25 protein-coding genes and 3 tRNA genes are annotated in these 26,050 nt (G+C 58.4%); 14 read left to right on the forward strand and 14 right to left on the reverse strand.

The annotated features are described in order from the left end of the window. Positions 1-40: 40 nt before the first annotated feature. On the reverse strand, positions 41-724 hold the full coding sequence (locus tag AC6I8F_RS03405) for a YecA/YgfB family protein (protein ID WP_058776430.1): 684 nt from the start codon (positions 722-724) through the stop codon (positions 41-43). A gap of 206 nt (positions 725-930) precedes the next feature. On the opposite strand from AC6I8F_RS03405, the gene AC6I8F_RS03410 reads away from it, so the two are divergent. The 4 genes from AC6I8F_RS03410 (at position 931) to AC6I8F_RS03425 (ending at position 4,734) form a co-directional block, all read left to right on the forward strand. After that, the gene (locus AC6I8F_RS03410; RefSeq protein ID WP_498028780.1) at positions 931-1,950 is read left to right on the forward strand and encodes an isopenicillin N synthase family dioxygenase; all 1,020 of its coding nucleotides are present in this window, start codon (positions 931-933) and stop codon (positions 1,948-1,950) included. 18 nt (positions 1,951-1,968) lie between these two features. Beyond that, entirely contained in the window at positions 1,969-2,751 is a 783-nt protein-coding gene (locus tag AC6I8F_RS03415; RefSeq protein WP_498028528.1) for a MetQ/NlpA family ABC transporter substrate-binding protein, read from the forward strand. A 111-nt stretch (positions 2,752-2,862) separates the two neighbouring features. Next, positions 2,863-4,200, forward strand: a complete 1,338-nt coding sequence (locus AC6I8F_RS03420) for a serine hydrolase domain-containing protein (RefSeq protein WP_498028529.1) — start codon at positions 2,863-2,865, stop codon at positions 4,198-4,200. Positions 4,201-4,239: 39 nt separating this feature from the next. Further along, complete coding sequence (locus AC6I8F_RS03425; RefSeq protein WP_031279558.1) at positions 4,240-4,734, forward strand: RcnB family protein; 495 nt, start codon at positions 4,240-4,242, stop codon at positions 4,732-4,734. Here the strand turns inward: AC6I8F_RS03425 and pdxR are convergent. Next, positions 4,724-6,175 (reverse strand): MocR-like pyridoxine biosynthesis transcription factor PdxR, encoded by a 1,452-nt coding sequence (pdxR, locus tag AC6I8F_RS03430; RefSeq protein WP_481657349.1) that lies wholly within the window; start codon positions 6,173-6,175, stop codon positions 4,724-4,726. The genes AC6I8F_RS03425 and pdxR overlap by 11 nt on opposite strands. 105 nt (positions 6,176-6,280) lie before the next feature. On the opposite strand from pdxR, the gene AC6I8F_RS03435 reads away from it, so the two are divergent. Continuing rightward, positions 6,281-6,991, forward strand: a complete 711-nt coding sequence (locus AC6I8F_RS03435) for a GNAT family N-acetyltransferase (RefSeq protein WP_104093737.1) — start codon at positions 6,281-6,283, stop codon at positions 6,989-6,991. A 25-nt stretch (positions 6,992-7,016) separates the two neighbouring features. Here AC6I8F_RS03435 and AC6I8F_RS03440 read toward each other — a convergent pair whose 3' ends face one another. The 3 genes from AC6I8F_RS03440 to AC6I8F_RS03450 form a co-directional block, all read right to left on the reverse strand. Next, the gene (locus AC6I8F_RS03440; protein ID WP_481657351.1) at positions 7,017-7,823 is read right to left on the reverse strand and encodes a hypothetical protein; all 807 of its coding nucleotides are present in this window, start codon (positions 7,821-7,823) and stop codon (positions 7,017-7,019) included. 196 nt (positions 7,824-8,019) lie between these two features. Continuing rightward, positions 8,020-10,320, reverse strand: a complete 2,301-nt coding sequence (gene opgB / locus AC6I8F_RS03445; RefSeq protein ID WP_211725797.1) for a phosphatidylglycerol--membrane-oligosaccharide glycerophosphotransferase — start codon at positions 10,318-10,320, stop codon at positions 8,020-8,022. Between the two features lie 210 nt (positions 10,321-10,530). Further along, a complete protein-coding gene (locus AC6I8F_RS03450; RefSeq protein ID WP_021506760.1) occupies positions 10,531-10,920 on the reverse strand; it encodes a tautomerase family protein in 390 nt (129 codons plus the stop codon). Between the two features lie 120 nt (positions 10,921-11,040). Between AC6I8F_RS03450 and AC6I8F_RS03455 the strand changes: the two genes are divergently transcribed. Then, complete coding sequence (locus AC6I8F_RS03455) at positions 11,041-11,964, forward strand: LysR family transcriptional regulator (RefSeq protein ID WP_275028065.1); 924 nt, start codon at positions 11,041-11,043, stop codon at positions 11,962-11,964. Here the strand turns inward: AC6I8F_RS03455 and AC6I8F_RS03460 are convergent. Continuing rightward, positions 11,938-12,957, reverse strand: a complete 1,020-nt coding sequence (locus AC6I8F_RS03460) for a glycosyltransferase family 32 protein (protein ID WP_262265063.1) — start codon at positions 12,955-12,957, stop codon at positions 11,938-11,940. The genes AC6I8F_RS03455 and AC6I8F_RS03460 overlap by 27 nt on opposite strands. Positions 12,958-13,372: 415 nt before the next feature. Here AC6I8F_RS03460 and AC6I8F_RS03465 point away from each other — a divergent pair, with 415 nt between their 5' ends. Further along, positions 13,373-14,326: a YncE family protein gene (locus AC6I8F_RS03465; protein WP_211725793.1), complete on the forward strand. Its 954-nt coding sequence runs from the start codon at positions 13,373-13,375 to the stop codon at positions 14,324-14,326. 15 nt (positions 14,327-14,341) lie between these two features. Here the strand turns inward: AC6I8F_RS03465 and AC6I8F_RS03470 are convergent, their stop codons facing one another. Next, positions 14,342-14,896, reverse strand: a complete 555-nt coding sequence (locus AC6I8F_RS03470) for a histidine phosphatase family protein (protein ID WP_021506764.1) — start codon at positions 14,894-14,896, stop codon at positions 14,342-14,344. A 585-nt stretch (positions 14,897-15,481) separates the two neighbouring features. Between AC6I8F_RS03470 and AC6I8F_RS03475 the strand changes: the two genes are divergently transcribed. The 4 genes from AC6I8F_RS03475 (at position 15,482) to AC6I8F_RS03490 (ending at position 20,414) form a co-directional block, all read left to right on the forward strand. Next, entirely contained in the window at positions 15,482-16,870 is a 1,389-nt protein-coding gene (locus AC6I8F_RS03475; protein ID WP_498028530.1) for an MFS transporter, read from the forward strand. Positions 16,871-16,945: 75 nt separating this feature from the next. Then, a complete protein-coding gene (locus tag AC6I8F_RS03480) occupies positions 16,946-17,968 on the forward strand; it encodes a LacI family DNA-binding transcriptional regulator (protein WP_477530640.1) in 1,023 nt (340 codons plus the stop codon). 12 nt (positions 17,969-17,980) lie between these two features. Further along, a complete protein-coding gene (locus AC6I8F_RS03485) occupies positions 17,981-18,964 on the forward strand; it encodes a nucleoside hydrolase (RefSeq protein ID WP_166711096.1) in 984 nt (327 codons plus the stop codon). A gap of 229 nt (positions 18,965-19,193) precedes the next feature. Next, positions 19,194-20,414, forward strand: coding sequence for an MFS transporter (locus AC6I8F_RS03490; RefSeq protein ID WP_021506769.1), 1,221 nt, complete (start codon positions 19,194-19,196; stop codon positions 20,412-20,414). Here the strand turns inward: AC6I8F_RS03490 and AC6I8F_RS03495 are convergent. From AC6I8F_RS03495 to AC6I8F_RS03505, 3 genes are all read right to left on the reverse strand, one after another. Next, on the reverse strand, positions 20,411-20,875 hold the full coding sequence (locus AC6I8F_RS03495; protein WP_058757173.1) for a YbaK/EbsC family protein: 465 nt from the start codon (positions 20,873-20,875) through the stop codon (positions 20,411-20,413). The genes AC6I8F_RS03490 and AC6I8F_RS03495 overlap by 4 nt on opposite strands. A 95-nt stretch (positions 20,876-20,970) precedes the next feature. Further along, positions 20,971-21,765 (reverse strand): siderophore-iron reductase FhuF, encoded by a 795-nt coding sequence (fhuF, locus tag AC6I8F_RS03500; protein WP_222951628.1) that lies wholly within the window; start codon positions 21,763-21,765, stop codon positions 20,971-20,973. Between the two features lie 147 nt (positions 21,766-21,912). Further along, a complete protein-coding gene (locus AC6I8F_RS03505; protein WP_498028531.1) occupies positions 21,913-23,007 on the reverse strand; it encodes a GGDEF domain-containing protein in 1,095 nt (364 codons plus the stop codon). Between the two features lie 229 nt (positions 23,008-23,236). On the opposite strand from AC6I8F_RS03505, the gene AC6I8F_RS03510 reads away from it, so the two are divergent. Further along, positions 23,237-23,521, forward strand: coding sequence for a DUF1435 domain-containing protein (locus AC6I8F_RS03510; protein ID WP_058757170.1), 285 nt, complete (start codon positions 23,237-23,239; stop codon positions 23,519-23,521). Between the two features lie 89 nt (positions 23,522-23,610). Here AC6I8F_RS03510 and AC6I8F_RS03515 read toward each other — a convergent pair. The 4 genes from AC6I8F_RS03515 to rsmC form a co-directional block, all read right to left on the reverse strand. Next, positions 23,611-23,697 (reverse strand) — tRNA-Leu (locus AC6I8F_RS03515). Between the two features lie 28 nt (positions 23,698-23,725). Next, a tRNA-Leu gene (locus AC6I8F_RS03520) sits at positions 23,726-23,812 on the reverse strand. A 31-nt stretch (positions 23,813-23,843) separates the two neighbouring features. Beyond that, a tRNA-Leu gene (locus tag AC6I8F_RS03525) sits at positions 23,844-23,930 on the reverse strand. A 144-nt stretch (positions 23,931-24,074) separates the two neighbouring features. Further along, positions 24,075-25,106, reverse strand: a complete 1,032-nt coding sequence (gene rsmC, locus AC6I8F_RS03530; protein ID WP_152390458.1) for a 16S rRNA (guanine(1207)-N(2))-methyltransferase RsmC — start codon at positions 25,104-25,106, stop codon at positions 24,075-24,077. Between the two features lie 106 nt (positions 25,107-25,212). Between rsmC and AC6I8F_RS03535 the strand changes: the two genes are divergently transcribed. Together AC6I8F_RS03535 and rimI are read left to right on the forward strand one after the other, a co-directional pair. Then, the gene (locus AC6I8F_RS03535) at positions 25,213-25,623 is read left to right on the forward strand and encodes a DNA polymerase III subunit psi (RefSeq protein WP_031279565.1); all 411 of its coding nucleotides are present in this window, start codon (positions 25,213-25,215) and stop codon (positions 25,621-25,623) included. Continuing rightward, positions 25,595-26,035: a ribosomal protein S18-alanine N-acetyltransferase gene (rimI, locus tag AC6I8F_RS03540; RefSeq protein ID WP_058776442.1), complete on the forward strand. Its 441-nt coding sequence runs from the start codon at positions 25,595-25,597 to the stop codon at positions 26,033-26,035. Before AC6I8F_RS03535 ends, rimI begins: the two co-directional genes overlap by 29 nt. Positions 26,036-26,050 lie beyond the last annotated feature (15 nt).

The following is a 26,050-nucleotide window of genomic DNA, read 5'->3' on the forward strand; positions in this document are numbered from 1 at the left end:
GCAGGCCAGTTTTGCGCTGGCCTGCGTTGAGGTGAGCGTCTCAGGTTTTATTCAGGCAGCACTGCTTAAACTTTTTGCCGCTGCCGCACGGGCAGGGATCGTTGCGACCGGTTTTTTCACCGGCAAAATGCGGCAGCTGCGGGGCCGGATCGGGCTGCGCCATGCGCTGCTCCTGCCAGTATTCGTGCAGTTCCAGCGCCGCCGGACGAATCGCCTCGATGCTGGCCTCAAACGCGTCCGGGGTAAAGGCTTCACGCTGCGCCAGCTGTTCTTCACTGCCGTGCAGCGCAATCGCCTGCAGCGCCGGTTGCTGTGCCGCCGGCAGCTGCGCCCAGTCTGCATCCAGCGCCACGCCACGCATATAGCCATAGCACCAGTCTTCCACCACGGTAAACAGCTGGCCTTCCATCTCCTGCTCGCCGAACAGCGGATCGAACTGCTCCGGATACTCCGCCAGCCGCTCGGCGATGTCATTGAAGTGCTGGAAAGTCAGCGCCATGAAGCGGTCCATTTCGCGCGCGTTCGCCCACTGAGGAATCTTCTTCTCACCGCCCCAAATCGCCACCAGCCATTCGCTCGGTTCGATATCGTTCGGGCCGGAGAGCAGGGCGGTCAGCATGCCGTCCAGTTCGGCGGTGTCCACCACGGAGTGTTCGTTGCCATATTTTTCCAGCATGTCATCAAGCCAGTTCAGCTCTTTTTCGGTTAACGGACCCTGATTCATCCGGCGTCTCCTGCGGTGTGCATTGGTGGGCAAAAATTGCTGGGCGCGATTATAGCGGCAGCGCGCCTGATTTACCGCTTTTTGCATATCGATAGCCGAAGTGCGCCTAAAAAGGAATCGCCATAACTTATCGCGCAACAGTATTGGCGGGAAACGGCGGCAAATGTCAGCGTAAACGCAGGATTTACCGATAGCGAGGAGACAACATCATGGCGGATACCCTGCCAGTACTGGATCTGGCCCTGCTGGAACTACCGGACGCAGAGCAGGCAGCTTACCTGGCGCAGCTGCGGGAGACCGCGCGTGACGTCGGTTTCTTCTATCTGGTTAATCACGGCATCAACCCGCAACTGCTGCACAACGTGGAGAGTATCACGCGGGCGTTTTTTGCCCTGCCGCAGGCGGAGAAGCAGCGCGTGGCGATGATCCACTCGCCGCATTTTCGCGGCTACAACCACGCCGGCGTGGAATACACCCGTGACCAGCGCGATCAGCGTGAACAGTTTGATATCGGTGCCGAACGCGCGGCGCTGACGCTGCAGCCGGGCGATCCGGCGTGGAAACGGCTGCAGGGGCCCAACTTATGGCCGGAGGCGTTACCGCAATTGCGTCCGGTGATGCACGCCTGGCAGCAGGCGATGGCCGCCATCGCGCTGCGCCTGCTGCGGGCCTTTGCCAAAGCGCTGGCGCTGCCGCCGGATGCGTTCGACGCGCTGTATGGCACCCAGTCCAATGAGCACATCAAGCTGATTCGTTATCCCGGTCAGGCGGCAGAAGCCAGCCAGCAGGGCGTCGGCGCGCATAAAGACTCCGGCTTCCTCACCTTTTTGCTGCAGGACGATCAGCCCGGTTTACAGGTGGAAGTGTCACCCGGTCACTGGGTGGATGCGTTGCCGAAGCCGGGCGCGTTTGTGGTCAACATCGGTGAACTGCTGGAAATTGCCAGCAATGGGTATCTGCGCGCCACCGTGCACCGCGTGGTGTCGCCGCCGGCTAATCGTGAACGCGTGTCGATCGCTTTTTTTCTCGGTGCGCAGCTGGACGCCGAAGTACCGCTGTATCAGTTGCCGCCGCAGCTGGCGGCAGAAGCCCACGGCCCGACCAGCGATCCTGACAATCCGCTGCTGCGTGAAGTGGGCTGGAACTACCTCAAAGGGCGTCTGCGTTCCCATCGCGATGTGGCGCAGCGCTATTACGCTGATGCATTAAGCACAGTGAAATCATAAGAAACGTAAGGAAAGCCCATGCAGAAAACGATGATAGCGTCACTGGCCCTGATGACCCTGTTCAGCAGCGTGGCGTCCGCCGCGGCACTGCGCGTGGCCGCCGATCCGGTGCCGCACAGTGAGATTCTCAACTACATCAAACAAACCGACAAACAGCTCGACCTGAAGGTGATCGAGCTTAACGGCAATTTAAACGCCAACGAGCTGCTGGCGCGTGGCGACATCGATGCCAACTATTTCCAGCATGTGCCTTATCTGCGCGATCAGGAAAAAGCGCTGGGCGAAAAATTTGCCGTGGTGGCGACCGTGCATATTGAGCCACTCGGGATTTATTCGCACAAAGTGAAATCTCTGAAAGATCTGCCGGATGGCGCGCAGGTTGCGGTGCCCAACAACGTCACTAACCTGAGCCGCGCGCTCTATCTGCTGCAGGCCAAAGGCCTGATTACGCTGAAAAGCCGCAGCGCCAGTACGCTGGTGACCACGGCGGACATCAGTGACAACCCGCACCATCTGAAGATCATTGAAGTTGAAGCGCCGCAGCTGCCGCGCGCGCTGGATGATGCGCAGCTGGCGATTATTAACGGTAACTATGCCCTGCAGGCCGGGCTGGTGCCGTCAAAAGACGCGCTGGCGCTGGAACAGGCAAAGGATAATCCGTATGCCAACGTGCTGGTCACCACGCCAAAGCTGGCCAGCGACCCGCGCATTCTGGCGTTAGCGAAAGATCTCGAATCAAAGCAAACTGCTGAATTTATCAACCAGCACTACAAAGGATCGGTTATCCCGGTTAATCAATAATGCCCGGCGCCACCTGCGGCTGACAGGTGGCGCACCCGCTGTTCTGTGGTATATTTCGCCACCAACACCAGTGGCACCTGCTGCATAACATAAAAAATAACTTATCAATTGATGGCTATTTCCCGCTTCGTCAGGCTTCAGCGGCTGACGCTTTCTCGCGCATGGTTGCACCTGCGGCTGTCAGCCCTGTGTCTGCTGCTCAGCGGCTGCGGAACGCTGTCGCAAACGTCCGCGCCGGTGGGCGATCGCGTATACCTTTCCCACGCCTCCTTCCATGAAAACGTCGATGACATTGTGCGCCACTACATGCAGCAAAAGCAGGTAGCGGGCATCAGCATCGCCATTATTCACCAGCGCGGCGCGCCGCAGTTTTACAGCTATGGCGTCACCGATGCGCGTCAGCGTTATCCCATCACGCCGGATACGCTGTTTGCGCTGGGATCGCTGAGCAAAGGCGTTACCGCAGAGGTCATTATCGGGCTGGTGGATCGCGGCGAGCTGCACTGGAACGACACGCTGGCCACGCTGCTGCCGCGCGGCGTGCCGCTGAGTGAGGATGCAAAACGCATCACGCTGCTGCAGCTGGTCACGCACACCTCGGGGCTGCCGCGCCAGGATATGGATCTGCCGATGTTCCTGAAATTTATGGCTTACCTGCGCAGCGGCGAAAATTTTTACGGCAATCTGGATAGCGATGCCGTGCTGAGTTATCTGGCCGATTTCAGCGCCCCCGCGCACCCGGCGGCGCAGTATTCCAATCTCGGCTATGCGCTGCTGGGCTATATTCTGCAGCATCGCCTGCATCAGGACATTGAAACGCTGGCGCAGCATCAGCTGTTTGGTCCGCTCGGCATGACCAGCAGCAGCTTCCATCCGCAAACCCTGCGCGGCTATCCGTGGCGCGCGCTGGGCCACGCCGGCGATCAGCCGAAACTGATCGCGCGTGGTCAGCTGACGCCGGACTGGGCCTTTCGCGGCAATATGGTGGCGGCCGCCAGCCTGTACAGCAATGCGCGCGATCTGATTCGCTACCTCGATGCGCATCTGCACAGCGATGCACAGGGCGCGCTCGGTCAGGCGCTGGCGCAGGTCAATTATCCTTATGAGCAGCATGGCAACCAGGCGCAGAATATCGCCTGGGTAACCGATACCTATGGTCAGCAGCAGATCACTTATCAGGTGGGGTATATTGGCGGTTATGCCAGCTTTATTGGCTACGATCGCGCCCACGGCAATGCCATCGTGGTGCTGCAAAACGCCTTCAACTGGAGCAACTATCTGGGCATTGCGCTGCTGCGTGATTTGGCGCGTAAAGATCGCCGGGTGCTGAACACGGTTGCTTGCAATTTTGCTGCTCAGCAAAGCGCGCCGCCTGAGGTATGCTGTGGAGCGAAATTTGACGCGCCAAGCGCGGCGCGGGAACCTTCCGCACGTGGCGCTTGTCAGTAAATGGGACAGTTAAATAATTAACCAGAGTGGAAATCACCAATGCGCAGGACACACGTCACCCTTCTTTCAGCAGGAATTTTTCTGGGCGCTTTAAGCCTGACGCCAGCAGCGCTGGCAGAAGGTGAGCAAACCGATAGCGTACCGATGCCGCCGCAGGTGCAGCAAACCGCACCTGACGCCTCAGCGCCAGCGGCCACCAGCGATGCGCCCGCCAGCAGTGAACCGGCAGAATCCAGTGGCGATGTCGCGCCGATTCGCCCGTCACAAAACGGTCCGGGTGAAGCGCCATCCGCCGCCAATAATTACGATCTGCACACCATCATCATCGATTACAAAGAGTATAAAGTCGGTGACGTCGTGCCGGATGAGTACCGTAAAAAGCAGTACACCATCGTTGAGTGGCAGCCGCGCCACCTGCCTGCACCGCAGGAAGGCACGCACTGGGCTTACATCAACGCTAACTACATCCTGATCACCGACGACAGCGGCAAGATCGTGATGGGCAAATCCGGCGACATTTTCTTCAAGGGTTAATGCCCGGCAGCAGGCGCGCCAACTGCGCCACGCCTGCCATTATCTGACTGGTGCTGGTATTACCGTATCCCAGCACCAGTCCCTGCTGTTTTTGCTCGCCCAGATAAAAGCCGGACAGCGCGCCAGGCGCATAGCCATAGCGAAACAGCTGCGCCGTCAGCGCCACATCATCCACCGTATCCGCCAGCGGCAACACCAGATGCATACCGCATTCACCGCCCAGCAGCGGCACCTGAGTACCAAATGTCTCCTGTAGCGCAGCCCGCAGCGTGGCCTGCCGCTGACGATACAGGCGGCGCATTTTGCTCAGGTGGCGATTGAAATCCCCGCTGCGTAGAAACAGCGCCAGCGCCTGCTGTTCCGGCCGGTTACCGCCGCGTAACAGCTCATGCAAGGCCGGCCGCAGCCGCGGCAGTAGCGGGGCAGGCAGCACCATGTAGCCGATGCGCAGCGCCGGAAACAGGGTTTTGCTGAAGGAGCCGATGTAAATCACCGGCGTCGGCTGCGCCATGCCCTGCATCGCGGCGATGGGCTCGCCGCTGTAGCGAAAATCGCTGTCGTAATCATCTTCAATAATCCACGCCTGATGCCGCTGTGCCGCCGCCAGCAGCGCCAGCCGGCGCGCGGCGCTCATGATCGCGCCGGTGGGATACTGATGCGTCGGCGTGGTGTAAATCAGCTGCGGCGGGCGCTGCTGCCAGTCCTGCGCTGTCGGTGCTAGTCCCTGCGCATCCACCGCAATCGGCTCGATCTGCAGATCGCCAAGGCGCATCGCCGCTTTGGCGCCGCGATAGCCCGGCTCTTCCACCCAGCCGGTGTCACCACGATTGGTGAGCAGCGCGACGCACAGCGTCAGCGCCTGCTGCGCGCCTTCGGTAATCACAATCTGCTGCGGCGCACAGCGCACGCCGCGCGCCAGCGCCAGATGCTGCGCCAGTGCCTCACGCAGCGCCAGCTCACCCAGCGGATCGCCGTAGCCCAGCAACTGTGCCTGCTGCGCGGTTTGATTGAGCGCGCGACGCCACTGCGCCAGCGGGAAATGCGCCAGCGCCGGCGTGCTCGGGCGCAGCGCCAGCTCCTGGCTGGAGAGGCGATGCAGCGAGTGCAATCCGGCAGCGCGCGCGGAAACCGGCCAGTCGGCGCTGTCGTCGGACGCCTGCGCTGGCAGTGGCATGTGCGCCAGCCGGCTGACGCGGCTTCCCTGACGGTCGCTGAGGATAAATCCTTCCGCCTGCAGCTGTGACCAGACGGCGATCACCGTATTGCGCGACACCTGCAGTTCAGCCGCCAGCTGGCGGGTCGCCGGCAGGCGCGTGCCCGCCGCCAGCTGACCATTCAGTATCGCCTGGCGCAGTCGCTGATACAGCTGCTGTTGCAGTGTCAGGCTGCCGTCGGCCTCTAGCGGTGCCAGCAGCAGCGAATGCCGGTTTAATGCGCGCATCAGCGCCTCCGTGGATCTATCGATTTGTCACATTGTGGCGCTTTTTCCTGAACCAGCAAAGTGGCACGCTGCACGCTGTCACTCTCACACAGAAGGAATCGCCGTATGTCATCGCAGACCAATCGTTATGGACAACCCATCGGCCCGGCGCTGGAGGCGTGGCAGCCGCGCCCGCTGCCGCAGGGGCAGATTTTCACCGGACAATATTGCCGGCTGGAGCCGCTGGATGCCGCACGTCACGGTCGCGAGCTGTATGCGGCTTATGCGCTGGCGGAAGATGACCGCGACTGGACCTGGCTGCCGGTCGGGCGCTTTGACGATGAAGCGTCTTATCTGGCGTTTGCGCAGCAGTGCCAGCAGAGTCCGGATTACCTGCACTTCGCGGTTATTGACCGGCAAAGTGGGCAGGCGGTCGGCTCGCTGGCGCTGATGCGCATTGAACCGCAGCACGGCGTGATGGAGGTCGGCTTTGTGGTGTTCTCTCCGCTGCTGAAGCAAACCCGCATGGCCACCGAAGCCCACTATCTGCTGATGCGTTACGCCTTCGAACAACTTGGCTATCGTCGCTACGAGTGGAAATGCGACAGCTGTAACCAGCCGTCGTACAACGCCGCACTGCGGCTGGGCTTCCGTTATGAAGGCACGTTTCGTCAGGTGGTGGTGTATAAAAATCGCAGCCGGGATACCGCCTGGTTCTCTATCATCGACAGCGAATGGCCGCAGGTGAAGCTGGGCTTTGAGCGCTGGCTGGCGGCAGACAATTTCGACGCCCGTGGGCAGCAACGCGCCAGGCTGGAGACATTACGTCAGGCCTGACGCGCGCGCCGGGCTGGCTACCCGGCTAACCGGCAAAAATATATTTGGCGGCTGACAACACAAAGGCGCTGGCCATGGCCATCATCAGCCGCCGATGCCAGAGATTATCGCGTTTGAGCTCATTGAAACCGAGCTGCATGCGATGGTCGAGATCCAGCAGGCGCTCATCCACTTTTTCAAAGCGTTTATCAATTTGCCTGAATTGCTCATCCATCTTTTCAAAGCGTTTATCAATTTGCCTGAATCGCTCATCGATTTGTTCAAAACGCTGATCGATTTTCCTGAATTGCTCATCGATTTGTTCAAAGCGTTGATCGATTTTCCTGAATTGCTCATCGATTTGTTCAAAGCGTTGATCGATTTTCCTGAATTGCTCATCCATCTTTTCAAAGCGTTGATCAATTTTCCTGAATTGTTCATCGATTTGTTCAAAACGCTGATCGATTGTCCTGAATTGCGCATCCACTTTTTCTAAGCGTTTATCGATTTGCTTGAATTGCGCATCCATCTTTTCGAAGCGTTGATCGATTTGTTCAAAGCGTTGATCAATTTTCCTGAATTGCTCATCGACGTTGTCAAATCGCAGCTCAATGGCTTTAAACGTATGGCGGACCTCATTTTCTAAATGCCTGAGGCTCTGTGCCAGTTTATCGACACGTTGCGAGGTGGCGTGATTTGCCCGCATCACGCCTTCCATGGCCTGCGAAAGGTGCGTTTTGGTCAGGCTGTTTTCCTGCTGCATTTCGGCAAAAATGTCGACCATCACTTCGGCCTGGTGATCGGCCACGCCCGCCTGCTGCAGCGCTTTGAATGCCTTATGGGTGTTCATCATCGTCGGTATCATCCCTGTTGCTCCTGGTCGCCTTTCCTGTTGCCTGCAAGGTTATCCAGGTGGTGATAGTTGCACCATGTGATGATGTGGATTTTGCGCGACGTCTCGAAAAATATCAATTCGTACAATGAGTAACGCTAAGCGGCAATAAAAAGGGCCTGCACGCTGGCAGGCCCTGGTCTGGCACGCATTTTTATCAATTTTCGGGCTGCGGAATTATTTTTATCTCCGCCATGCCGATACCGAGTTTGCGTGGATCCTGACCGGTAATGTTGCCGAGATTAGACAGCTGTGGTTCTGGCGGCGTGATGATCAGGTTGCGGCTGGCGCCGGGGTTGGTGAAATGCAGCGTCTGCGTGGAGAACGCGTCACCCAGATTGAGCTGCTGCACTTGATCGCCGACGCGCACCGGAATCGGTCGATGGGCGTTAGCCCCATAGGCACGTGCGGTGATCACCACGTCAAAACGCGCCGGTAGCGGATCGACATATTCAATGTTCACCTCCGGCGCGAGGTTGGCGTTCGACCAGCGTCCCCAGCTTTCCGGCCGTGAAATACCGCTAAAGCGCTTCACGCTGGCCGGCGCGCCCGGCACGGTCAGCAGGAAGCTGTCCGCCTGGTAGCGAATGGCATTATCCTCGATGCGCATTTGCTGCTCGTTGAGCTGATAGGTCGCCGCGCTGACTTTCACCTGCGGGAACTGCGCTTTGCCCTGCCACACCGGCTGGTCGATGCGCGTCACGGTGGGCTGTCCGCCGGTCTGGCCCATCGCCAGACAGAGATCGGTCGACAGCGCCAGCGCCGGCTGCCACAGCCGGCCCATTTTGAAGCAGCGATCGACCCAGACAAACTTATCGCTGGCGGCAAAATCGGCCAGCTGGAAGCGCAGCGGCGCGGCGTATTCGCCTTCCGGCAGCGGCTCTACCTGATGATCGGATACGCGGAACAGGATCGGCAGCCTGAACGTCGCGCCCGAGAAGCTAAAGGTATTTTTGGGCTGGTCGATGGTGAACGTCTTCATCTGGCTGGGGAAATTCCACAGCTGAATGATATCGGCTTTCCACGCCGTCACCTTCTTCGCCATGTCATCGAACTGGCTGGAGAGCGAGGCCGAAGACAGCCCGCTGCGGCCAAGGCCAATCGCGTTATCCCCGCCGAGAATATCCAGCACCGTGGCGCCGTTATCCAGCGTGCTGCGCTTGCCGTCCAGCACCTCGGCCTGCGGCTGATCGCCACGGATCACCATAAACAGATCGCGGCGCGGCTGCTTGATCAGATACTGATGCGCCGTGTTATTCATCGCCAGATGATCGGAACTCACCACAATCACGGTGTTTTTAAACCACGGCGAGGCTTTGATGCGGGCAATCAGGCGCGCCACGTGCTCCTGGGAACAGGCCACCGCGCTAAACGACTGGTTGGGTTTGCCGTCATAGCTGTAACTTTTGCGCTGACAGCTGCGCGAAATAAAGCCGTCCGGATGATGGGTGTCCACGGTGAGTGTAAACAGCGCAAAGCGTTTCTGCTGACGCGACAGCTCCTCATACTTTTCAAACACTTCATCCATCACCGTATCGTCGTAAAAGCCCCAGTTGTTACGGTAGCTGGGGTCGGCGACGCGGCTCTTCAGCTCCTGCGAGCCGTACATGTTGGCGGCGTCAAAACCGTGTGACAGCAAAAAAGTGTCTTTGCCGGCAAAGCGCAGGTCTGCGCCCTGAATAAACCAGTTCTCATAGCCGGAGTGTTTGAGGATATCGCCGAGGCAGATATTTTGCGGATAGAAGCTGGAAAGCGAAGCCGAGGCGTTGCCGTCGAACGGCGCAAACAGCGGAATACCGCACTGCGACGCCACCATGCCGGCGATGGTGTAATCGGTGCCGGGCAGTTGCTCGGTGTTGCTGAAGTCAATGCTGTGATCTTTTTCGCGGCTCAGCTCCGGTGCCAGGCCAGGAAAAGCCTGTTGATCGAAGTAGGTGCGCTCAAGGCTTTCGCCGTAGATATACACCAGGTTGAGCTTCGGCGCGTTAATCTGCTTATTCGGCGTTTTGTAATAGGTTTCGAAATCCGAGTCAGCCTGGCGCGCGTGAGAAGCGATCAGCTCTTTCACCTGGCGAAACGCCGGCGTGGTTTGCACCGAGCCGGCAGCACAGGCGATCGCCAGCAGGCTCCAGCCGAGATGATGCGGACGTTTATGCCGGCGCAGCACCCAGGAGAGAAAACAGAACAGTAAAAACAGGCCGATGATCAAGCCAAGCGCCGGTACCACATATTTGCTCACGCCCGCGCCGGTCAGGCTGTTGGTCAGGGTGTAGAGCACCGCATCGTTGATGCCATCGCCGGTAAAATAGTTGCTGGCATACAGCGTGGCGTTGAGCACGATGAACAGGGTGAGCAGCAGCAAGATCAGGATAAACCAGAATTTATTTCGCCCGGCTTTATACGAATAGACTGCGATCGCAGCCAAAAAGAGCACTATTGAAAGCAACTCCAACGGCAGATCCTCACATTAAGTAAAAAGAACGCGTTACCTGCGTCTGCGGCCCTCTGCGGGGGTTTTGCGTCAATCTATATTGGCTGTCACAGGGCTGCAACACATCCAACCAGATTTGTGCGATGCATTGCGAATCGTTTAAGGCGAGTTTAGGCGGAGTCTGATTTAGTCTGGCAGCAACCGGCGCGCTGCTGCCAGCCAGGGCGGGCGCGGGCGTTACAACTTACCGGTGAGATACTGCGCTTCGCCGTCGGCAAAGCTCCAGTCACCTTTGCTGTTGGTGATAAAACTGATCATCAGATCGTTGCCCTGCACGCCACAATTCTCCCGCAACTCGCGCGCTAACTCTGCCATGAAGTGCGTTTTCTGTTCTTCACTTCTTGGGCTGGTGTACACGCGTACCATCACCAGATTGTCGCTGCGCGCAAAGCCCAGCCCGGTATCCTGAAAGACCATCTGATAACGCTTGTTTTCATGAACAATCTGGTAACGATCGCGCGCCGGAACCTTAAATGCCGTGAGTACTGCGCGATGCGCGGCGTCGAGTAAGGTGCGAATCTCTGCTTCAGAACGGCCCTGAATAACATCAAAAGTCAGTAACGGCATCAATAAATCCTCGTTTTTGCCCACGCGGAAAGAGTAGGATGAAACGCTATGCTGCCGCTTGCTGCCGGAAAGAAAAAGCGCGCTGATTAAAATGATTATTTATTATTTTGAACAATCCTGATGAAAGAAATTAAAACCGATGCACTCTGGGTGCATTTGCACTGGCTGACGGTACTGGCGGAACAGGGCAGTTTTACCCGCGCGGCTGAACGCCTGGATGTCAGTAAAGCGGCGATGAGCCAGAAAATCAAAGAACTGGAGCAGATGGCGGGCGTGGCGCTGGTGCAGCGCACCACGCGCAGCGTGCGGCTGACGTCGGCCGGTGAAAAGCTGGTGGACGACCTGCGCGAGCCGTTTGCGCGCATCGCGCAGAGCTTCTTTAGCGTGCGTGACGAAGCCGGGCCGGTGCGCGGCCTGGTGCGCATCAGCGCGCCGGTGGCGTTTGCCCGGCAGCAGCTGGTGCCGATTATCGGCGACTTTCTGCGCGACTACCCGCAGGTGCGGTTGCAGCTTAACGTCAGCGATCGGCTGGTGTCGCTGGGCAGCGAAGGATTCGATCTCGCCATTCGCCACAGCCAGCAGCTGCCGGAAACGCACGTCGCGCTGCCGCTGTGTGAAACGCGCACGCTGCTGGTGGCCGCGCCGGATTATCTGACCCGTCACGGTACGCCAGATACGCCGCAGGCGCTGCAGCAGCATAACTGCCTCTATTATCCGCGCGGGCTGGAGTCGCCGCAGTGGCGCTTTCGTCTGCACAGCGATGACAACGAAACGGTGCAGGTGAAGATTCAGGGTAATTTCGCCACTAATAACAGCGAGTCGATTCGTGACGCTGCGCTGCAGGGGCTGGGCATTGCCATGCTGCCGGACTTCAGCGCCAGCGCGGCGCTGGCCAGCGGCACGCTGCAGCAGGTGCTGCCGGAGTGGCAGGCGGTCGATGCCTTTGCCGACCGCCTGTGGGTGGTGCGGCCTTACGCAGCGCAGGTACCGCGTGCCGTCACCACCTTTATCCACTGGCTACGCACGCGCTTTGTTGATGGGTGAGGCCAGCGGCGCGCTGAGCGGTGCTGTGGGCTGCATCATCGCCCCCAGCAGGCTGCGACGGTTATAGTTACCGAGACGCAGATTGAAGTCGAGATGCAGCTGCTCAATGCCGCTCAGCTTGATCACCGGCGGCGGCGTATGCGGGCGCTGATGGAATAGCACCGTGTGCGCAAAGGCGTCACTTTGCCAGTTGCTCAGCCGCTGATAGTAATACGCGTTGGCCTCACATTTACGCAGATACAGGTTCACGCGGCGATGTTCGCGCATCGCCGCCTGCTGCGCCAGCGAACCCAGCTGCTGTGCGGGCTCGGCGATTTTCTGAGTCAGCAGGGCAAAATCATCGCGCTTTGCCAGCTCATTAAAATAGTTGTGCGCCCCCAGATGCTTGATCGGCGCGTACTGTTTTTGCCACTCGCGAATAAAAGGATTATTGGGCGCAGCGGCGAGAAACCAGTTTTCAATCACCGGTGCCAGATAGTTGACGGTGGCAATTTCGCGGTAATAGCCAATCACATCCATGCGGCGTTCCTGATGCGCACGGTGCACCCAGCTCAGGTCTTCAAATAACAGCGTGCTGCAGTCAATCGCAATCCCGCCGTAGCGTAATAATAATTCGAGGCGAATGACTTCACTTTTTTGCTGCTCACTTAATTGTGTCGAGGTAAAAATAAAATCCGGCAAGACTTCTTTAAGCGTTAAACGGTTTAATACATACACCTGATGGTCGGGATTATCCTGACGCAGCTGCTGGATATTTAACGCCATCGATTTCGGTAAATATTCATTGTCCCAGTACATCCAGACTTTTTTGGGTATTTCCGGCAGCGCTTTCTCACCCGAAAGCAACACGATATTGTCCTCTTCGCTGGGATCATATTCCGGCGCGCAGAGCGCAGTATGCTGTTTTTTCTGCAGTAATGTCTGGCCGGTAAAGGCGATTCTCTGCCAGTGTTGCCAGAGCGTAAGGGCTGGCTGGAGACGTTTTTTTGTCATGATGCACCTGATTATTGTGATTATGGGGAGCAAGGATTCCCTGATGCTGGCGGCTTGAGCGCGCTTATGTGTCCTGACGGCTGTGTGTAAAAAGACTACCCTTGCTTAATAATCGATCCGCAGCGGCAAGGCTACGAATTTTTTTCGCTTTCAGATTTACCGGAAACGCCGGGATCCGGGATGGCTAAAAAGAGGTATCAATAAAATGATGAGGGAATGCGTTTTTTATTTTTGCTCGATTAAGACTATTCCTAATAAAATAACCCTCTGCAGGCACAGGCCGCGGCGCGGAATAAAAATGAGCGATCGGCGGTCCGTTAACGGCGCTGTATTTTCCCCTGGCCTGGCCGCCGCTTGCCCAACGCGGAGGCAGGTTAGCTACGCTTAGAGCAGGCAACGAAAAAAAGGAGGCACTATGCAGCCACACAAGCGTGGGTTACTGGCGGTTGATAAGCAGGGCAACCGCGTGCTGTTTCTCAATCCCGACAGCTTCGCCGTTGAGCAGGAGCTGAATGCCTTACCGCCGCGACCGCATGAGCTGCTGATGCTGCCCGCGCTGGATAAGGCGTATGTGCCGATCTACGGTGATGGCGTCCACGGCGACAATCCGCATCCGGGGCATAAGGTGGCGATTATCGATTTGCGCCGGCGGCAGATTAGCGGCTTTATCGATCTGTCACCGCTCAAGGCACCGCACAGCGGCCAGCTGGGGCGCGATGGCAAAGTGTATCTGTGCTGTGAACACAGTGCCGCGGTGGCAGTGATCGATCCGCACAGCGACACGCTGGAGAAAACCATCCGGCTGCCGTCGCACAACGCGCACCGGCTGACGCTGTCGCCCAGCGGCCGCAAGCTGTTTACTGAAAACGAAGAGGATGCCAGCATCACGGTGGTGGATTTGTGCGAGGCGGAAGGGCGCATCATTGACAACATCCTGCTGCCGGGACCGATTGCCGGCATTGCCGCCTCGCCAAAGCACCCCTATCTGGTGGCCAGCGCGGCAGACGCGCCGCTGCTGTACGTGGTGGATCGTCAGAGTCACCGTATCCGCCAGCGCATCACGCTGCCCGGCCATCAGCAGCCGTGCCAGGTGGTGCGCTTCAGCGCCAGCGGTGAGCGGCTGGTGGCGATTGGCGACGGGGAAGGAGTGGTGACGCTGTTTGACGACTTGCTTAATCCATTGGGTGACGTTGCGGTCGGCAATCAGCCGATGGATGGCTGTTTTAGCGCCGATAACCGCAGCCTGCTGATCGCTAATCAGGGTGACGGTTCGCTTAGCCTGATCGATCTGACGCAGATGAAGGTCATCGCCACGCCGCAGGCTGGCACCGGCTGCGAAGTCCTGAGCTACTTTCAGCTGTCGTCCTGAGTGCGAAGGCCGCCATCAAATAAACGGCCGGTGATAAATCGCGCTGCTCCAGTGGCGGCTGCTGGCGTGTTTTTCTGCCTGCCAGCCGCGCTTGCGCAGTTGGCGCGCAATCAGTTTGTTCATAATACCGTGGCCCACCAGCAGCACCGTGCCCTGTTGCGACAGGGCAATCAGTTTGTCTGCCGCCCGCTGCGCGCGCTGCCGGGCATGCTGCACTGATTCCACGCGCCCGGCGTAACCGCACAGCCACAGCAGGCGCAGCAGCGCCAGCCACAGCGTCAGCGGCAGATGCAGACGCGCAAACGGCAGCAGCGGCATCGCCACTTCACTGAACACCTCATCCACGTCCTGCGCCTGCAGACCGAGCCGCGCCAGCGACGAACGCGCGCGCGGCAACGGGCTGCAGGCAATCACGCTGGCCATGCGCGCAATCGCCATACTGCGCGGCGGCGGCGCATCACAAATCACCGCCTGGTCGTAGCCTTCACACCAGTCCGCCAGCGCCCGCGCCGTAAAGCGCCCGCTTACCGGATGGTCTGGCTTGCCGTGTCGCATGAGGATAATGGTCATAATACTCCTGAGTGAAGGTCATCCAGTCTACTGCAGGCGCGCAGGATTTCGCGCGGCCCGGGCGGTTTTAAGAATAATGCCCGGGTGTCATCAAAACTTAACTGAAATGTGCGAAAACGGCGCGGTGAAAGTTTGGTCGCCGTTTTTGCCAATGATAAGCAATAGTCGTTAATCACGCAGCGTGCGTGGATTTTTTAATGACGCTGGCTGTAATGTAATGTCATGAATTAACGCCGTTTTTATCTTTTTCTCCTGCACCATTGTGAAGATAAGTTAATTATTTTCCTGTTGATCACTTGATTTATCTACGCGCGTAGATAGACTGTCTTCACAGTGACAACTCACGGTGCCAGAGACGAAGTTGGCCTTGAGATGACCCAGTTACATTTGCCATGCTAATGCGATCGATGAAAAAAACATCGGCGAAATCAGGCAAATAGATGAATTCCAACACCAGGGAATTCTTTACTGACCTTTCATCCAGGTTTGCCTACTGAACGTCGCCACCGGGGAGTTCCGCTTGTTGCCAGGGAACCGACCCACGGATGGGCGTTTACTGTTTTCACCTCTTTCAGGGAAATGGTTATGACGGTACATCACTCCGTTACGCAACAAGGTTCACATGCTTCCGCCGCCGATGCGCGGCTGGAAACCACCACCGGGCGCAAAGATTTCTGGCGCGCCACCTTCTCCTGCTGGCTGGGCACCGCGATGGAATACGCGGATTTCGCCCTGTATGGCCTCGCTGCCGGCATCATTTTTGGCGATGTGTTCTTTCCCGAAGCCACCCCGGCAATGGCGCTGCTCTCCAGCTTTGCCACCTGGTCGGTCGGCTTTATTGCACGCCCGATCGGGGCGCTGCTGTTTGGCTGGATTGGCGATCGCAAGGGCCGCAAGGTAGTGATGATCAGCACCATCATTCTGATGGGCGCTTCGACCACGCTGATCGGCCTGATTCCTTCCTATGCAACGATTGGTCTGTGGGCGCCGGCCTGCCTGGTGCTGCTGCGTTTCACACAGGGGCTGGGCGCCGGCGCAGAGCTCTCGGGCGGCACGGTGATGCTGGGTGAATACGCGCCGGTTGAGCGCCGTGGCCTGGTGTCGTCGGTGATTGCGCTTGGTTCCAACAGCGGCACGCTGATTGCGTCGCTGGTGTGGCTGGCGGTGATTCAGATGGATAAAGCCACGCTGCTCGACTGGGGCTGGCGTATTCCGTTCCTCAGCAGCGTGTTGATTGCTGCGGTCGCGCTGTGGATTCGCCGTCATCTGCGTGAAACGCCGGTGTTTGAGCGTCAGCAGGCGGAACTGCAGGCGCAGCGCCATGAAACGCTGGCGCAAAGGGCGACGCAACCCGACAACCGCAGCTTCTGGCAGCGCAGCCGCGCCTTCTGGACCATGGTGGGGCTGCGCATCGGTGAGAACGGCCCGTCCTATCTGGCACAGGGCTTTATCGTCGGCTACGTCGCCAAAGTGCTGATGCTGGACAAATCGGTGCCGACCACCGCGGTATTCATCGCCTCGCTGCTCGGTTTCCTGATCATCCCGTTTGCCGGCTGGCTGTCGGACCGCTTTGGCCGACGCATCACCTATCGCGGCTTCTGCCTGTTACTGATGGTTTACGCCTGGCCCGCCTTTAGCCTGATGGACAGCCGCGAGCCGGCCATCGTGATTCCGGTGATTGTGGTGGGGATGGCGCTGGCGTCGCTGGGCATCTTTGGCGTGCAGGCGGCATGGGGCGTAGAGATGTTTGGCGTTAAACACCGTTACACCAAAATGGCGGTTGCCAAAGAGCTGGGGTCTATTCTTTCAGGAGGCACCGCACCGCTGGTGGCTGCGGCGCTGCTGTCGTTTACCGGCCACTGGTGGCCGATTGCCGTGTACTTCTCGGCCATGGCGACCATCGGTTTCCTCACCACCTTTGTGGCACCGGAAACGCGCGGACGCGATCTGAATCTGCCGGAGGATGCTATCTGACGCGCAGGATCGTGCAACATTCTTTGATTACGCTGGCCGGTACTCCCGGCCAGCGGCATTAACGCAGAGGCAATATTGGCGAAATCCCCAACCGGAAATGTGACACGCAGTGACGTCGCCAAAGCCGCCGGAACCTCGGTGGCGGTGGTCAGCTATGTGATCAACAACGGACCGCGTCCGGTGGCCGAAGCCACGCGTCAGCGCGTGCTGGCCGCCATCCAGCAAACCGGCTATCGCCCGAATGCGGTGGCACGCGCGCTGGCCTCCGGCAGTACCAAAACCTTTGGCCTGATCGTGCCGAATATCGCAAACCCGTTTGTCGCCTCAATGGCGCACGTGCTGCTGCAGGAGTCGCTGAACCACGGCCACGTAATGCTGCTGGGCGATGCCGGCGACGATCGCCAGCGCGAGCTGGAGCTGATTCAGGGTTTGCTGAATCGTCAGGTTGATGGCCTGTTTTACACCAGCGTCGATCGCCATCCCTATATTGATGTCATCCAGGCGAGCGGAACGCCGCTGGTGATGCTGGACCGCATCGAACCGCGTCCCGGCGTCAGCATGCTGTGCGTGAACGAACGTGAAGCGGCGCGTCAGGTCACGGCGCATCTGCTCAGCCACGGCTATCAGCAGGTCGGCATGATCAGCGGTCCGCGTGAGATGCTTAACGCGCAGGATCGTATTCAGGGCTGGCGCGACGCCATGGCGCAGCACGGGCTGACGGTAGATGAAGCGCTGATTTTTCCGGCCGGCTATTCACGGCAGGGCGGCTACGACGCCGGGCAGCGCATGATTGCCAGCAGCCGGGTGCCGCGCGCGCTGTTTACCAGTAACGAAGGGCAGGCGATTGGCTGTATCCGCGCGCTGTCCGAACACGGTCTGCGCGTGCCGCACGATGTCGCGCTGGTGTGTTTCAACGGTACCGAGCAATCGGCCTTTCATGTGCCCACGCTCACCACCGTGCGCCAGCCGCTGCGCGAAATGGCACGCAGCGCCATCGCCATGCTGAAAAACGGTCATGGCGAGGCGCAGCTGGCCGAATTTCCTCACCATCTGGAGATCGGTGAGTCCTGTGGCTGCCAGCTATCTCAACAAAAATAAATATATAACATTATGAAAAGACTAATTATTGATTGTGATCCGGGGAATGGTATTGCTGGCGCTAACACCGATGACGGGCTGGCGCTGGCCTTAGCGCTGGCGTCACGCGCGCTAGCCGTTGAGCTAATCACCACCGTGAGCGGCAACACGCCGAGCGCGGTGGGAGCGCGGGTGGCTAAAGATCTGCTGCAGCGGCTCGGACTGAACATTCCGGTGGTGCAGGGCGCGCTACAGGCGCTGCGCGAAGATCCGGCGCCGTGGCGCGCGCGGCTGGATAACGTCGCCGACCCGGCGCTGGGCGAACTGTGGCGCGGCGTGCGTCAGCCGCAGACGGTGGCAGCGGACGGCAACGATGCGGCGGGCGTGATGGGCCAGCTGATTTGTGACAATCCCGGCGAGTTTACGCTGGTGGCGATTGGCCCGCTGACCAACGTGGCGCAGGCGCTGCAGCGCTATCCGCAGATGGCGGATTGCGTAGCGGAGATCGTCATCATGGGCGGCGTATTCGCGCTGGATGACTACATCAAAGACACCAATTTTGGCCTCGATCCGGAAGCGGCGCATCAGGTGCTGCACAGTGGCGCCACCATCACGCTGGTACCGATGGATGCCACCACGCAGACGCTGCTGACCCATCAGGATCTCACGCGCCTGACCGCCTGCGATCATCCACTGCCGCAGTTTGTGCGCGAAACGCTGCGACCGTGGATTGATTACTCCATCCGCACCCGCCATCTGCCGGGCTGCTGGATCCACGATGCGCTGGTCATTGCCTGGCTGCTCAACCAGCGCGTGGCGGACGGCGTGGATTATCACGTCGATATTGAGCTGCGTCCCGGTGCCACGCGCGGCAAGACCTGGCGCTACCGCACGCCGCTGCGGCTGGACGTTGGCGTGCCGGCGGACGCGGGCGCGCTGGTGCATGTGATGCAGAACGTAAACAATCCGCTGCTGCTGGAAGTGATTGAGCAGACGTTCAACGGTTTGAAACGCTAAGATTTTGCTGCGGCGCGCGGTCTCCCGGCCGGAGTAACGCGCGCCGCTTTCCTGCCGACACGCTTCCTTACATCGCGAATCACTCGCTGACAATTCCCCGCCGCGCGGCGCCTTTCTGACATGCTATATACAAATGGTTAACACAATAATAACCAGTGCAACCATTCGCTGGATAACGTTCCAATAAAAATCTGGCCGCGAGCCGGAAGCAATCAGACAGGATACCCTTATGTTTAACTGGACTGCGACCCAGCGCAACGTGGCTTTCGCCAGTTTCGCCAGCTGGACGCTGGATGCGTTCGACTTCTTTATTCTGGTGTTTGTGCTCAGCGATCTTGCGCGCTACTTCAACACCAGCGTCTCCGATGTTTCCATTGCCATTATGCTGACGCTGGCCGTACGGCCGGTGGGCGCGCTAATCTTTGGCCGACTGGCGGAAAAATATGGTCGCCGGCCGATCCTGATGCTCAACATCGTGCTGTTTTCGCTGTTTGAGTTGCTGTCGGCATGGTCGCCCAACTTTGCTGCCTTCCTGACCTTCCGCGTGATTTACGGCGTGGCGATGGGCGGCATCTGGGGCGTGGCCTCTTCGCTGGCGATGGAAACCATTCCTGACCGTTCGCGTGGCCTGATGTCCGGCATCTTCCAGGCCGGTTATCCGTGCGGCTATCTGCTGGCGTCGATAGTGTTTGGCCTGTTCTTCGAACAGGTGGGCTGGCGTGGCATGTTCCTGATTGGCGCGTTGCCGATTCTGCTGCTGCCGTTTATCTATTTTAAAGTGCCGGAATCGCCGGTATGGCTGGCGGCACGCGAGCGTAAAGAGAATCACGCGCTGCTGCCCATCATCCGCCAGCACTGGAAAATCTGTATTTACATGGTGCTGCTGATGGCCTGTTTTAACTTCTTCAGCCACGGCACGCAGGATCTCTACCCGACGTTCCTGAAAGTGCAGCACCAGTTTGACGCCCACACGGTGAGCATTATCGCCATCGGCTATAACATCGCGGCGATGCTCGGCGGCATTACGTTTGGCTCGCTGTCCGAGCGTATCGGGCGTAAAAAAGCCATCATGCTGGCGTCGTTTCTGGCGCTGCCGGTGCTGCCGCTGTGGGCGTTCTCCAGCGGTTCCTGGGCGATTGGTATCGGCGCGTTCCTGATGCAGTTTATGGTGCAGGGCGCATGGGGCGTGGTGCCGACCTACCTGACCGAGCTGGTGCCGGCCAATGCGCGTGCGGTACTGCCAGGCTTCGTTTACCAGCTGGGGAATTTAATTGCTTCGGTCAACGCCACGCTGCAGTCACGCATCGCCGAAGCCCACGGCGGTAACTACGGGCTGGGCATGGCGATTGTCGCCGGCACGGTGGCGGTACTAATTTGCGTGTTCGTGGCGTTTGGCCGCGAGACGCGCGGCATCGAAATATCCGGGGCGGTGGCGAAAGAGACGCGTTAACGCGCCTCGCAGACGTCAATCCATTTCGCCGCCGTCAGCTCAGCCATGCGCTGCGGCGAAATGCGCACCGCGCTGTGAATCGAACCGGCCGCAGGTAACACTTCATCGAAACTGCGCAGCGACACATCGCAATAGACGGTCAGTGGATTTTCCAGCCCGAACGGGCACACGCCGCCGACCGGATGGCCGGTCCAGTTCACCACTTCATCCACGCTCAGCATGCGCGCTTTTGCCCCGAGCGCTGCCTTCAGCTTGCGGTTATCCAGCCGGGCGTCGCCTCGTGTGACAATCAGCACCACGCTCTCTTTCACTTTCAGCGACAGGGTTTTGGCGATCTGCCCCGGCGTCACGCCATGTACGCGTGCGGCCAGTTCTACGGTGGCAGTGCTTTCCGGCATCTCGATGATGTCGATATCCGGTGCGTGTTCGGCAAAGAAGTGCCGTACCGACTCCAGGCTCATTTTTTTCTCCGGTAAAAACAGAGCGTAAAAGCTGCCATAAGGCGGGAAAGCTGTAAACGGGAGAAACGGAGAATCTGTAACAGAATACGCCGCGCTTACACGGCATTTAACGTGCAGTTACCGCAGCGTTCGACGTCCGGAATGCGATAGCGCTGGCAGCAGCTGCGGCGCTCCATCGCGCCGTTGCGCGGGATCATGGTGCGATACAGCGGATTATCACTGCCGTCGGACAGGGATTTGCTGAAAAACAGCGCCTGTTCCAGTTGATGCCGGGTAGCCGCAGGCAGCTGCTGCTGCAGTTCGCCGAGGAACCAGTAAAACGAGAAGCCTAAGTTGTTCCAGATTAGCCGCGCGTTGATGTCACCGTGCTGCGCCATGCCGTTGACGGCGGGGATCAGGCTGTGCTGAATCAGGCGTTCGATACGCTGCTGCGGAGTGAGATAGCGCGCATCCTCATCCTCCTGCACATCAATCCAGAAGGCGCAGGGATGGCCGTTTTCGTGGAACTCAACGTGGATGCGCTGCGGCGAGCAGTCGAGCGCGCGCGGCTCCTGCAGCAGCGCCAGCATTAATGGCGGCAGCAGCAGGCCAAAATACCACTGGGCCCACAGCGACTGCAGCGGTTTGGCTTCCTGCGGAACATCGGGATGGTGGCGATAGAGATAGTCGCTGTAGCGCTGGGTCAGGCGGCGATAGTGAAACGGTGTGGACCATTCGGCCAGCGTCAGGGTGCCTGCGGGGGCCGGCTGGCCCAGCTTCACGTTTTCCCGCATGTAGCTGCGCTGGTCGCACATCAGATCTTCCAGCGCGCTGGCTAAGCTGCGATCGCTCTGCATAAAGATCAGCGGATGCGCGCTAAAGCGATGATCCTGACGCGTGATGATGGCCATGCGGCTCCTGAGTGAAAACGGGAAGCGAAAAACAAATGATAATCGTTCCCGATTCACTGAGCAAGATGCCAGCAGCGCTCACTGCCTGGCCACCGCGCATTTTGCGTGAAATCCCCCGGAGAGGGCGCGGCGTTGTCGCCGCACCGCTTACACTATATCGCTGCTTACCGGCGCCAGTTTCGGTAAATCCTCCCACGCCAGAATGGTGTTACGTCCCTGATTCTTCGCCACATACAGCGCGCGGTCGGCGTTGGCTACCGCCTGGTCGAAGTCTTCTGCGAAAATCGGTGCGATACCGGCGCTGATGGTCACGTGGGTCGAGACTTTATCATTGAAGCGGTGGGGAATTTCCAGATCAACCACGTACTGACGGATGCGTTCGGCCAGCTTCATGGCAATCGAGGCATTAACGTTGGTCATCAGCACCAGAAACTCTTCGCCGCCGTAGCGCGTCACCACATCGCGCGAGCGCACCGCATCGCGAATCGCAACCGACACCCGCGCCAGTGCCTGATCGCCCATGGCATGACCGTAATTATCGTTGTAGGCCTTGAAGTGATCGATATCCAGCAGCAGCACAAAGTGGCTGCCGGCATGATTTTCCATGATGGTATCCAGCCGGTTCTTCAGCCCGCGCCGGTTATACAGGCCAGTGAGCGGATCGAGCATGCTCAAATCGCTAAAACTTTGCTTCTCCTCATACAGCTGGCGCACCAGCCGCAGGGTGAAGGTGTCGAAGCGGCGGCGCATCAAATGGTGCAGCGAGAAGCCGATCAGCGGCAGCGTAATGGTGAACAGAATGGTCATTAAATGCTGACCATCGTCCAGTAACAGTACGGTTAATACCGGTGGCGTAATATGTAAACAGAACGCAAGCAAATAATCACTCAGGGCAATCGCGCTGATAAAAAATACGCTCAGCAGACTGATTATTAAAAAGCTACCGTCAAAATAAAACACCAGATGGTAACGATGATTGATATGCCAGGCCCACAGCGCGCCTAATAGCAATGCGACAGGATTTAATAACGGGAATTTTAGATTTGGCGCGATTAAACATAGCGCCAGCAGCGTGGTGCTAAAGCCCGCCACCAGTGTTACCGGCAGCGAATTGATGGGATTATCCGTGCCGAAAAACGGCAGCAGACAAAAAAGCGAAACGGCGACATTCAAAAACAAAAATAGCATCAGCGACAGCCGATACTTGCTGTGTTTCAACTCATCATAAGATTGTAATTTCATTATTATTACTCGTGACAGCCCTGAAATATCAAAGCGCTACCCGCAGGAAATAATCCCACAACGCGGATAGTGAGCACGTTTTTGCTGTGTTATCAAAATAGTTATCGGCGGCAATCTATCATTTTCCAGTAATTCTGTCATCCGGCGCGGGCAGGGCAAAAAATTCGCTGCAAGATGAGAAATGTTGTCATATGATAATGGGAATATTTATCATTTGAAGGGTTGCGCGATGATCATGGCGATGATGGCCGCCTGCGGCTTGTGGGGCGTGAGCTGGGTGATGGGAAAACGTCTGGATAGCGGCTGGGGCGTATTGCTGCCCTGCGCGGCCATGCCGGTATTTGCGCTGTGGGAGCCGAGTTTCAGCCAGTGGCGCTTAGTGATGATCGTCGCGCTGCTGCTTACTGTGGTGATGCTGTTCCACCATCGTCTGCGGCATTATCTGCTGCTGCCTTCCTGCCTGGCGCTGGCGGGCGGTCTGGCGGCTATCTCGGTGAATTTTCACGTCATTTAACGGTGAGCAGAAACGACAATATCACGCAAAGGCGTGATAGCAGCGGTAACAATCAATGGGGATGTACTGCAGAAGAAGTGTGACAACGTTGGTGCGAAGAGAGGGACTTGAACCCTCACGTCCGTAAGAACACTAACACCTGAAGCTAGCGCGTCTACCAATTCCGCCACCTTCGCATCGTAGTTGTCTGTTTATACCACCGCATGGTGCGAAGAGAGGGACTTGAACCCTCACGTCCGTAAGAACACTAACACCTGAAGCTAGCGCGTCTACCAATTCCGCCACCTTCGCGCAGTGCACGCGATATAAACTCTGTGATTATTGGTGCGAAGAGAGGGACTTGAACCCTCACGTCCGTAAGGACACTAACACCTGAAGCTAGCGCGTCTACCAATTCCGCCACCTTCGCCTACCTGCAATACATTACAGTATTGCTAACCACGGAGGCGCATTTTAGAGATTTTACTCATTGCGTCAACACATATTTTGCGACGGTGAAACGACTGCTGCAAAAAGCAACGTTTTCCCCGTCGCATCGCGGGTTTTACTACGCTTAGCGCGCTTTCGTGCCGCGGCCATATACGGCGCGATACACTTTGAAGCGGCCGGTCTGCGCCAGCACTTCATGGTTACCGAAGGTTTCATCCAGCACCTGCGGATAAGGCAGGAAGGCGTTGGCCACGATGCGCAGCTCGCCGCCGCTGTTGAGATGCTTCACCGCACCGCGAATCAGCGTGTGGGCGGCATCAAGGCTGGTTTGCAGACCGTCATGGAACGGCGGGTTAGAGATGATCAGATCAAAACGGCCGCTGACGTCTGAGAACACGTTACTGGCAAACACTTCGCCTTCCAGACCGTTAGCGGCCAGCGTGGCTTTACTCGCCTCGATGGCGGCTGCGTGCACATCGCACAGCCACAGCCGGACTTTCGGCGAATGCTGCGCCAGCGCGGCGGCTAATACGCCACTGCCACAGCCGATATCCAGCACTTTGCCTTTGGTGTGCGGCGTCAGGGTGGAAAGCAGCAGATCGCTGCCGATATCCAGCCCGTCGCGGCTGAACACGCCCGGCAGGGTATGAATGGTGAGATCGTCCAGCTGATAGCGATTGCCGAACGCGCTGGCGTCAAAGCTGGCCTGCTGCGTCAGCTGACCGTGATACAGCCCGCAGCGGCGCGCGCTGTCGATCTTCTCCAGCGTGGCCCAGCTCTCCAGCATGCCTTCGGCGCTGCGCACGCCGCTGCGGTTTTCACCGACGACAAAAATATCGCAGCCCAGCGGCAGCAGCGACAGCAGGTTTTGCAGCTGGAACTGCGCTTCCGGTTTGTTCTTCGGCCAGAAATAGACCAGCGTGTCGCAACCGGCTACGTCGGCCGCACCGGCCACCAGCCCGTACACTGCCCGTTCACCGAGGCGACGGCTGAGGTTCTGCCAGTGATGGTACTGCTGAGTGTGCACGCGGCTCGACGCGGTCTCCAGCTGGGCGGGCAGGTCATCCTGCAGGTCGCCGGCGAACAGTACGTGGCGGGCGGTAAATTCATCACTGTGGCGCAGAATCACTTCGCTGGCCGGGGTAAAAGCAGACATGGAACGCTCCTGTTAAATCAGAGCGGCGATTATAGTGCTTTGTTGGCGCATGTTCGATGGGTTTGCTAGCATAGCGTCGCATTCTGGCAGGATTACAGGTAACAGCATGAGCACAAGGCGCGACTGGCTTCTACAGCAAATGGGGATTACGCAGTATCAGCTGCGACGTCCGCGCGTGCTGCAAGGCGAAATTGCCGTCACGCTAACGCCGGACACGCGGCTGGTGCTGGTCGCTGAGCAGGCGCCGGATCTGCAGGAGCCGCTGGTGCGTGACGTACTGAGGACGCTGAGCATTCAGCCGGGGCAGGTAATGACGCTGACGCCAGAACAGCTGCCGATGCTGCCGGAGCAGGTCGACTGTGCCGGCTGGCTGCTGGGCGTGACCAGCGATCATCCTTTTAACGGCATCACGTTCACCAGCGCCGTTTTCAATGAATTAATCAGCAGCGGCGCAGCAAAGCGCGCGCTGTGGCAACAGATGTGTAACCATGACAGCCATCTCTTTCATCACCCCTGATTTACAGCCGCGGCTGCTGGAGATCGAGCGCCGCGCGCATGCGTTTCCATGGAGCGAGCAGACCTTTGCCAGTAATCAGGGCGAACGTTACGTCAATCTTTGCCTGCACGCGGACGGCCAGCTGGCCGGCTTCGCCATCACCCAGGTGGTGCTGGATGAAGCGTCGCTGTTCAACATCGCGGTCGATCCCGCGTTCCAGCGCCGCGGCTATGCGCGTCAGTTACTACAGCAGCTGATTGCCGAACTGGAGCAGCGTGCGGTAATGACGCTGTGGCTGGAGGTGCGCGCCTCCAATCAGCCCGCCATTGCGCTGTATCAGCAGCTGGATTTTCATCAGGTCAGCGTGCGGCCAAACTACTATCCCACCGCCAGCGGGCGCGAGGATGCCATCATTATGGCGCTCACGCTCTGACGTCATTCAAAAGGA

The sequence above is a fragment of the gamma proteobacterium symbiont of Axiagastus rosmarus genome (assembly GCF_059730925.1).

Excerpts from the sequence above, each read along its gene's own strand:
- AC6I8F_RS03405 (WP_058776430.1), bottom strand. The coding sequence starts at position 724 with ATGAATCAGGGTCCGTTAACCGAAAAAGAGCTGAACTGGCTTGATGAC.
- AC6I8F_RS03415 (WP_498028528.1), top strand. The coding sequence starts at position 1,969 with ATGCAGAAAACGATGATAGCGTCACTGGCCCTGATGACCCTGTTCAGC.
- AC6I8F_RS03420 (WP_498028529.1), top strand. The coding sequence starts at position 2,863 with ATGGCTATTTCCCGCTTCGTCAGGCTTCAGCGGCTGACGCTTTCTCGC.
- AC6I8F_RS03425 (WP_031279558.1), top strand. The coding sequence starts at position 4,240 with ATGCGCAGGACACACGTCACCCTTCTTTCAGCAGGAATTTTTCTGGGC.
- pdxR (WP_481657349.1), bottom strand. The coding sequence starts at position 6,175 with ATGCGCGCATTAAACCGGCATTCGCTGCTGCTGGCACCGCTAGAGGCC.
- AC6I8F_RS03435 (WP_104093737.1), top strand. The coding sequence starts at position 6,281 with ATGTCATCGCAGACCAATCGTTATGGACAACCCATCGGCCCGGCGCTG.
- AC6I8F_RS03440 (WP_481657351.1), bottom strand. The coding sequence starts at position 7,823 with ATGATGAACACCCATAAGGCATTCAAAGCGCTGCAGCAGGCGGGCGTG.
- AC6I8F_RS03450 (WP_021506760.1), bottom strand. The coding sequence starts at position 10,920 with ATGCCGTTACTGACTTTTGATGTTATTCAGGGCCGTTCTGAAGCAGAG.
- AC6I8F_RS03455 (WP_275028065.1), top strand. The coding sequence starts at position 11,041 with ATGAAAGAAATTAAAACCGATGCACTCTGGGTGCATTTGCACTGGCTG.
- AC6I8F_RS03460 (WP_262265063.1), bottom strand. The coding sequence starts at position 12,957 with ATGACAAAAAAACGTCTCCAGCCAGCCCTTACGCTCTGGCAACACTGG.
- AC6I8F_RS03465 (WP_211725793.1), top strand. The coding sequence starts at position 13,373 with ATGCAGCCACACAAGCGTGGGTTACTGGCGGTTGATAAGCAGGGCAAC.
- AC6I8F_RS03470 (WP_021506764.1), bottom strand. The coding sequence starts at position 14,896 with ATGACCATTATCCTCATGCGACACGGCAAGCCAGACCATCCGGTAAGC.
- AC6I8F_RS03475 (WP_498028530.1), top strand. The coding sequence starts at position 15,482 with ATGACGGTACATCACTCCGTTACGCAACAAGGTTCACATGCTTCCGCC.
- AC6I8F_RS03485 (WP_166711096.1), top strand. The coding sequence starts at position 17,981 with ATGAAAAGACTAATTATTGATTGTGATCCGGGGAATGGTATTGCTGGC.
- AC6I8F_RS03490 (WP_021506769.1), top strand. The coding sequence starts at position 19,194 with ATGTTTAACTGGACTGCGACCCAGCGCAACGTGGCTTTCGCCAGTTTC.
- AC6I8F_RS03495 (WP_058757173.1), bottom strand. The coding sequence starts at position 20,875 with ATGAGCCTGGAGTCGGTACGGCACTTCTTTGCCGAACACGCACCGGAT.
- fhuF (WP_222951628.1), bottom strand. The coding sequence starts at position 21,765 with ATGGCCATCATCACGCGTCAGGATCATCGCTTTAGCGCGCATCCGCTG.
- AC6I8F_RS03505 (WP_498028531.1), bottom strand. The coding sequence starts at position 23,007 with ATGAAATTACAATCTTATGATGAGTTGAAACACAGCAAGTATCGGCTG.
- AC6I8F_RS03510 (WP_058757170.1), top strand. The coding sequence starts at position 23,237 with ATGATCATGGCGATGATGGCCGCCTGCGGCTTGTGGGGCGTGAGCTGG.
- rsmC (WP_152390458.1), bottom strand. The coding sequence starts at position 25,106 with ATGTCTGCTTTTACCCCGGCCAGCGAAGTGATTCTGCGCCACAGTGAT.
- AC6I8F_RS03535 (WP_031279565.1), top strand. The coding sequence starts at position 25,213 with ATGAGCACAAGGCGCGACTGGCTTCTACAGCAAATGGGGATTACGCAG.
- rimI (WP_058776442.1), top strand. The coding sequence starts at position 25,595 with ATGACAGCCATCTCTTTCATCACCCCTGATTTACAGCCGCGGCTGCTG.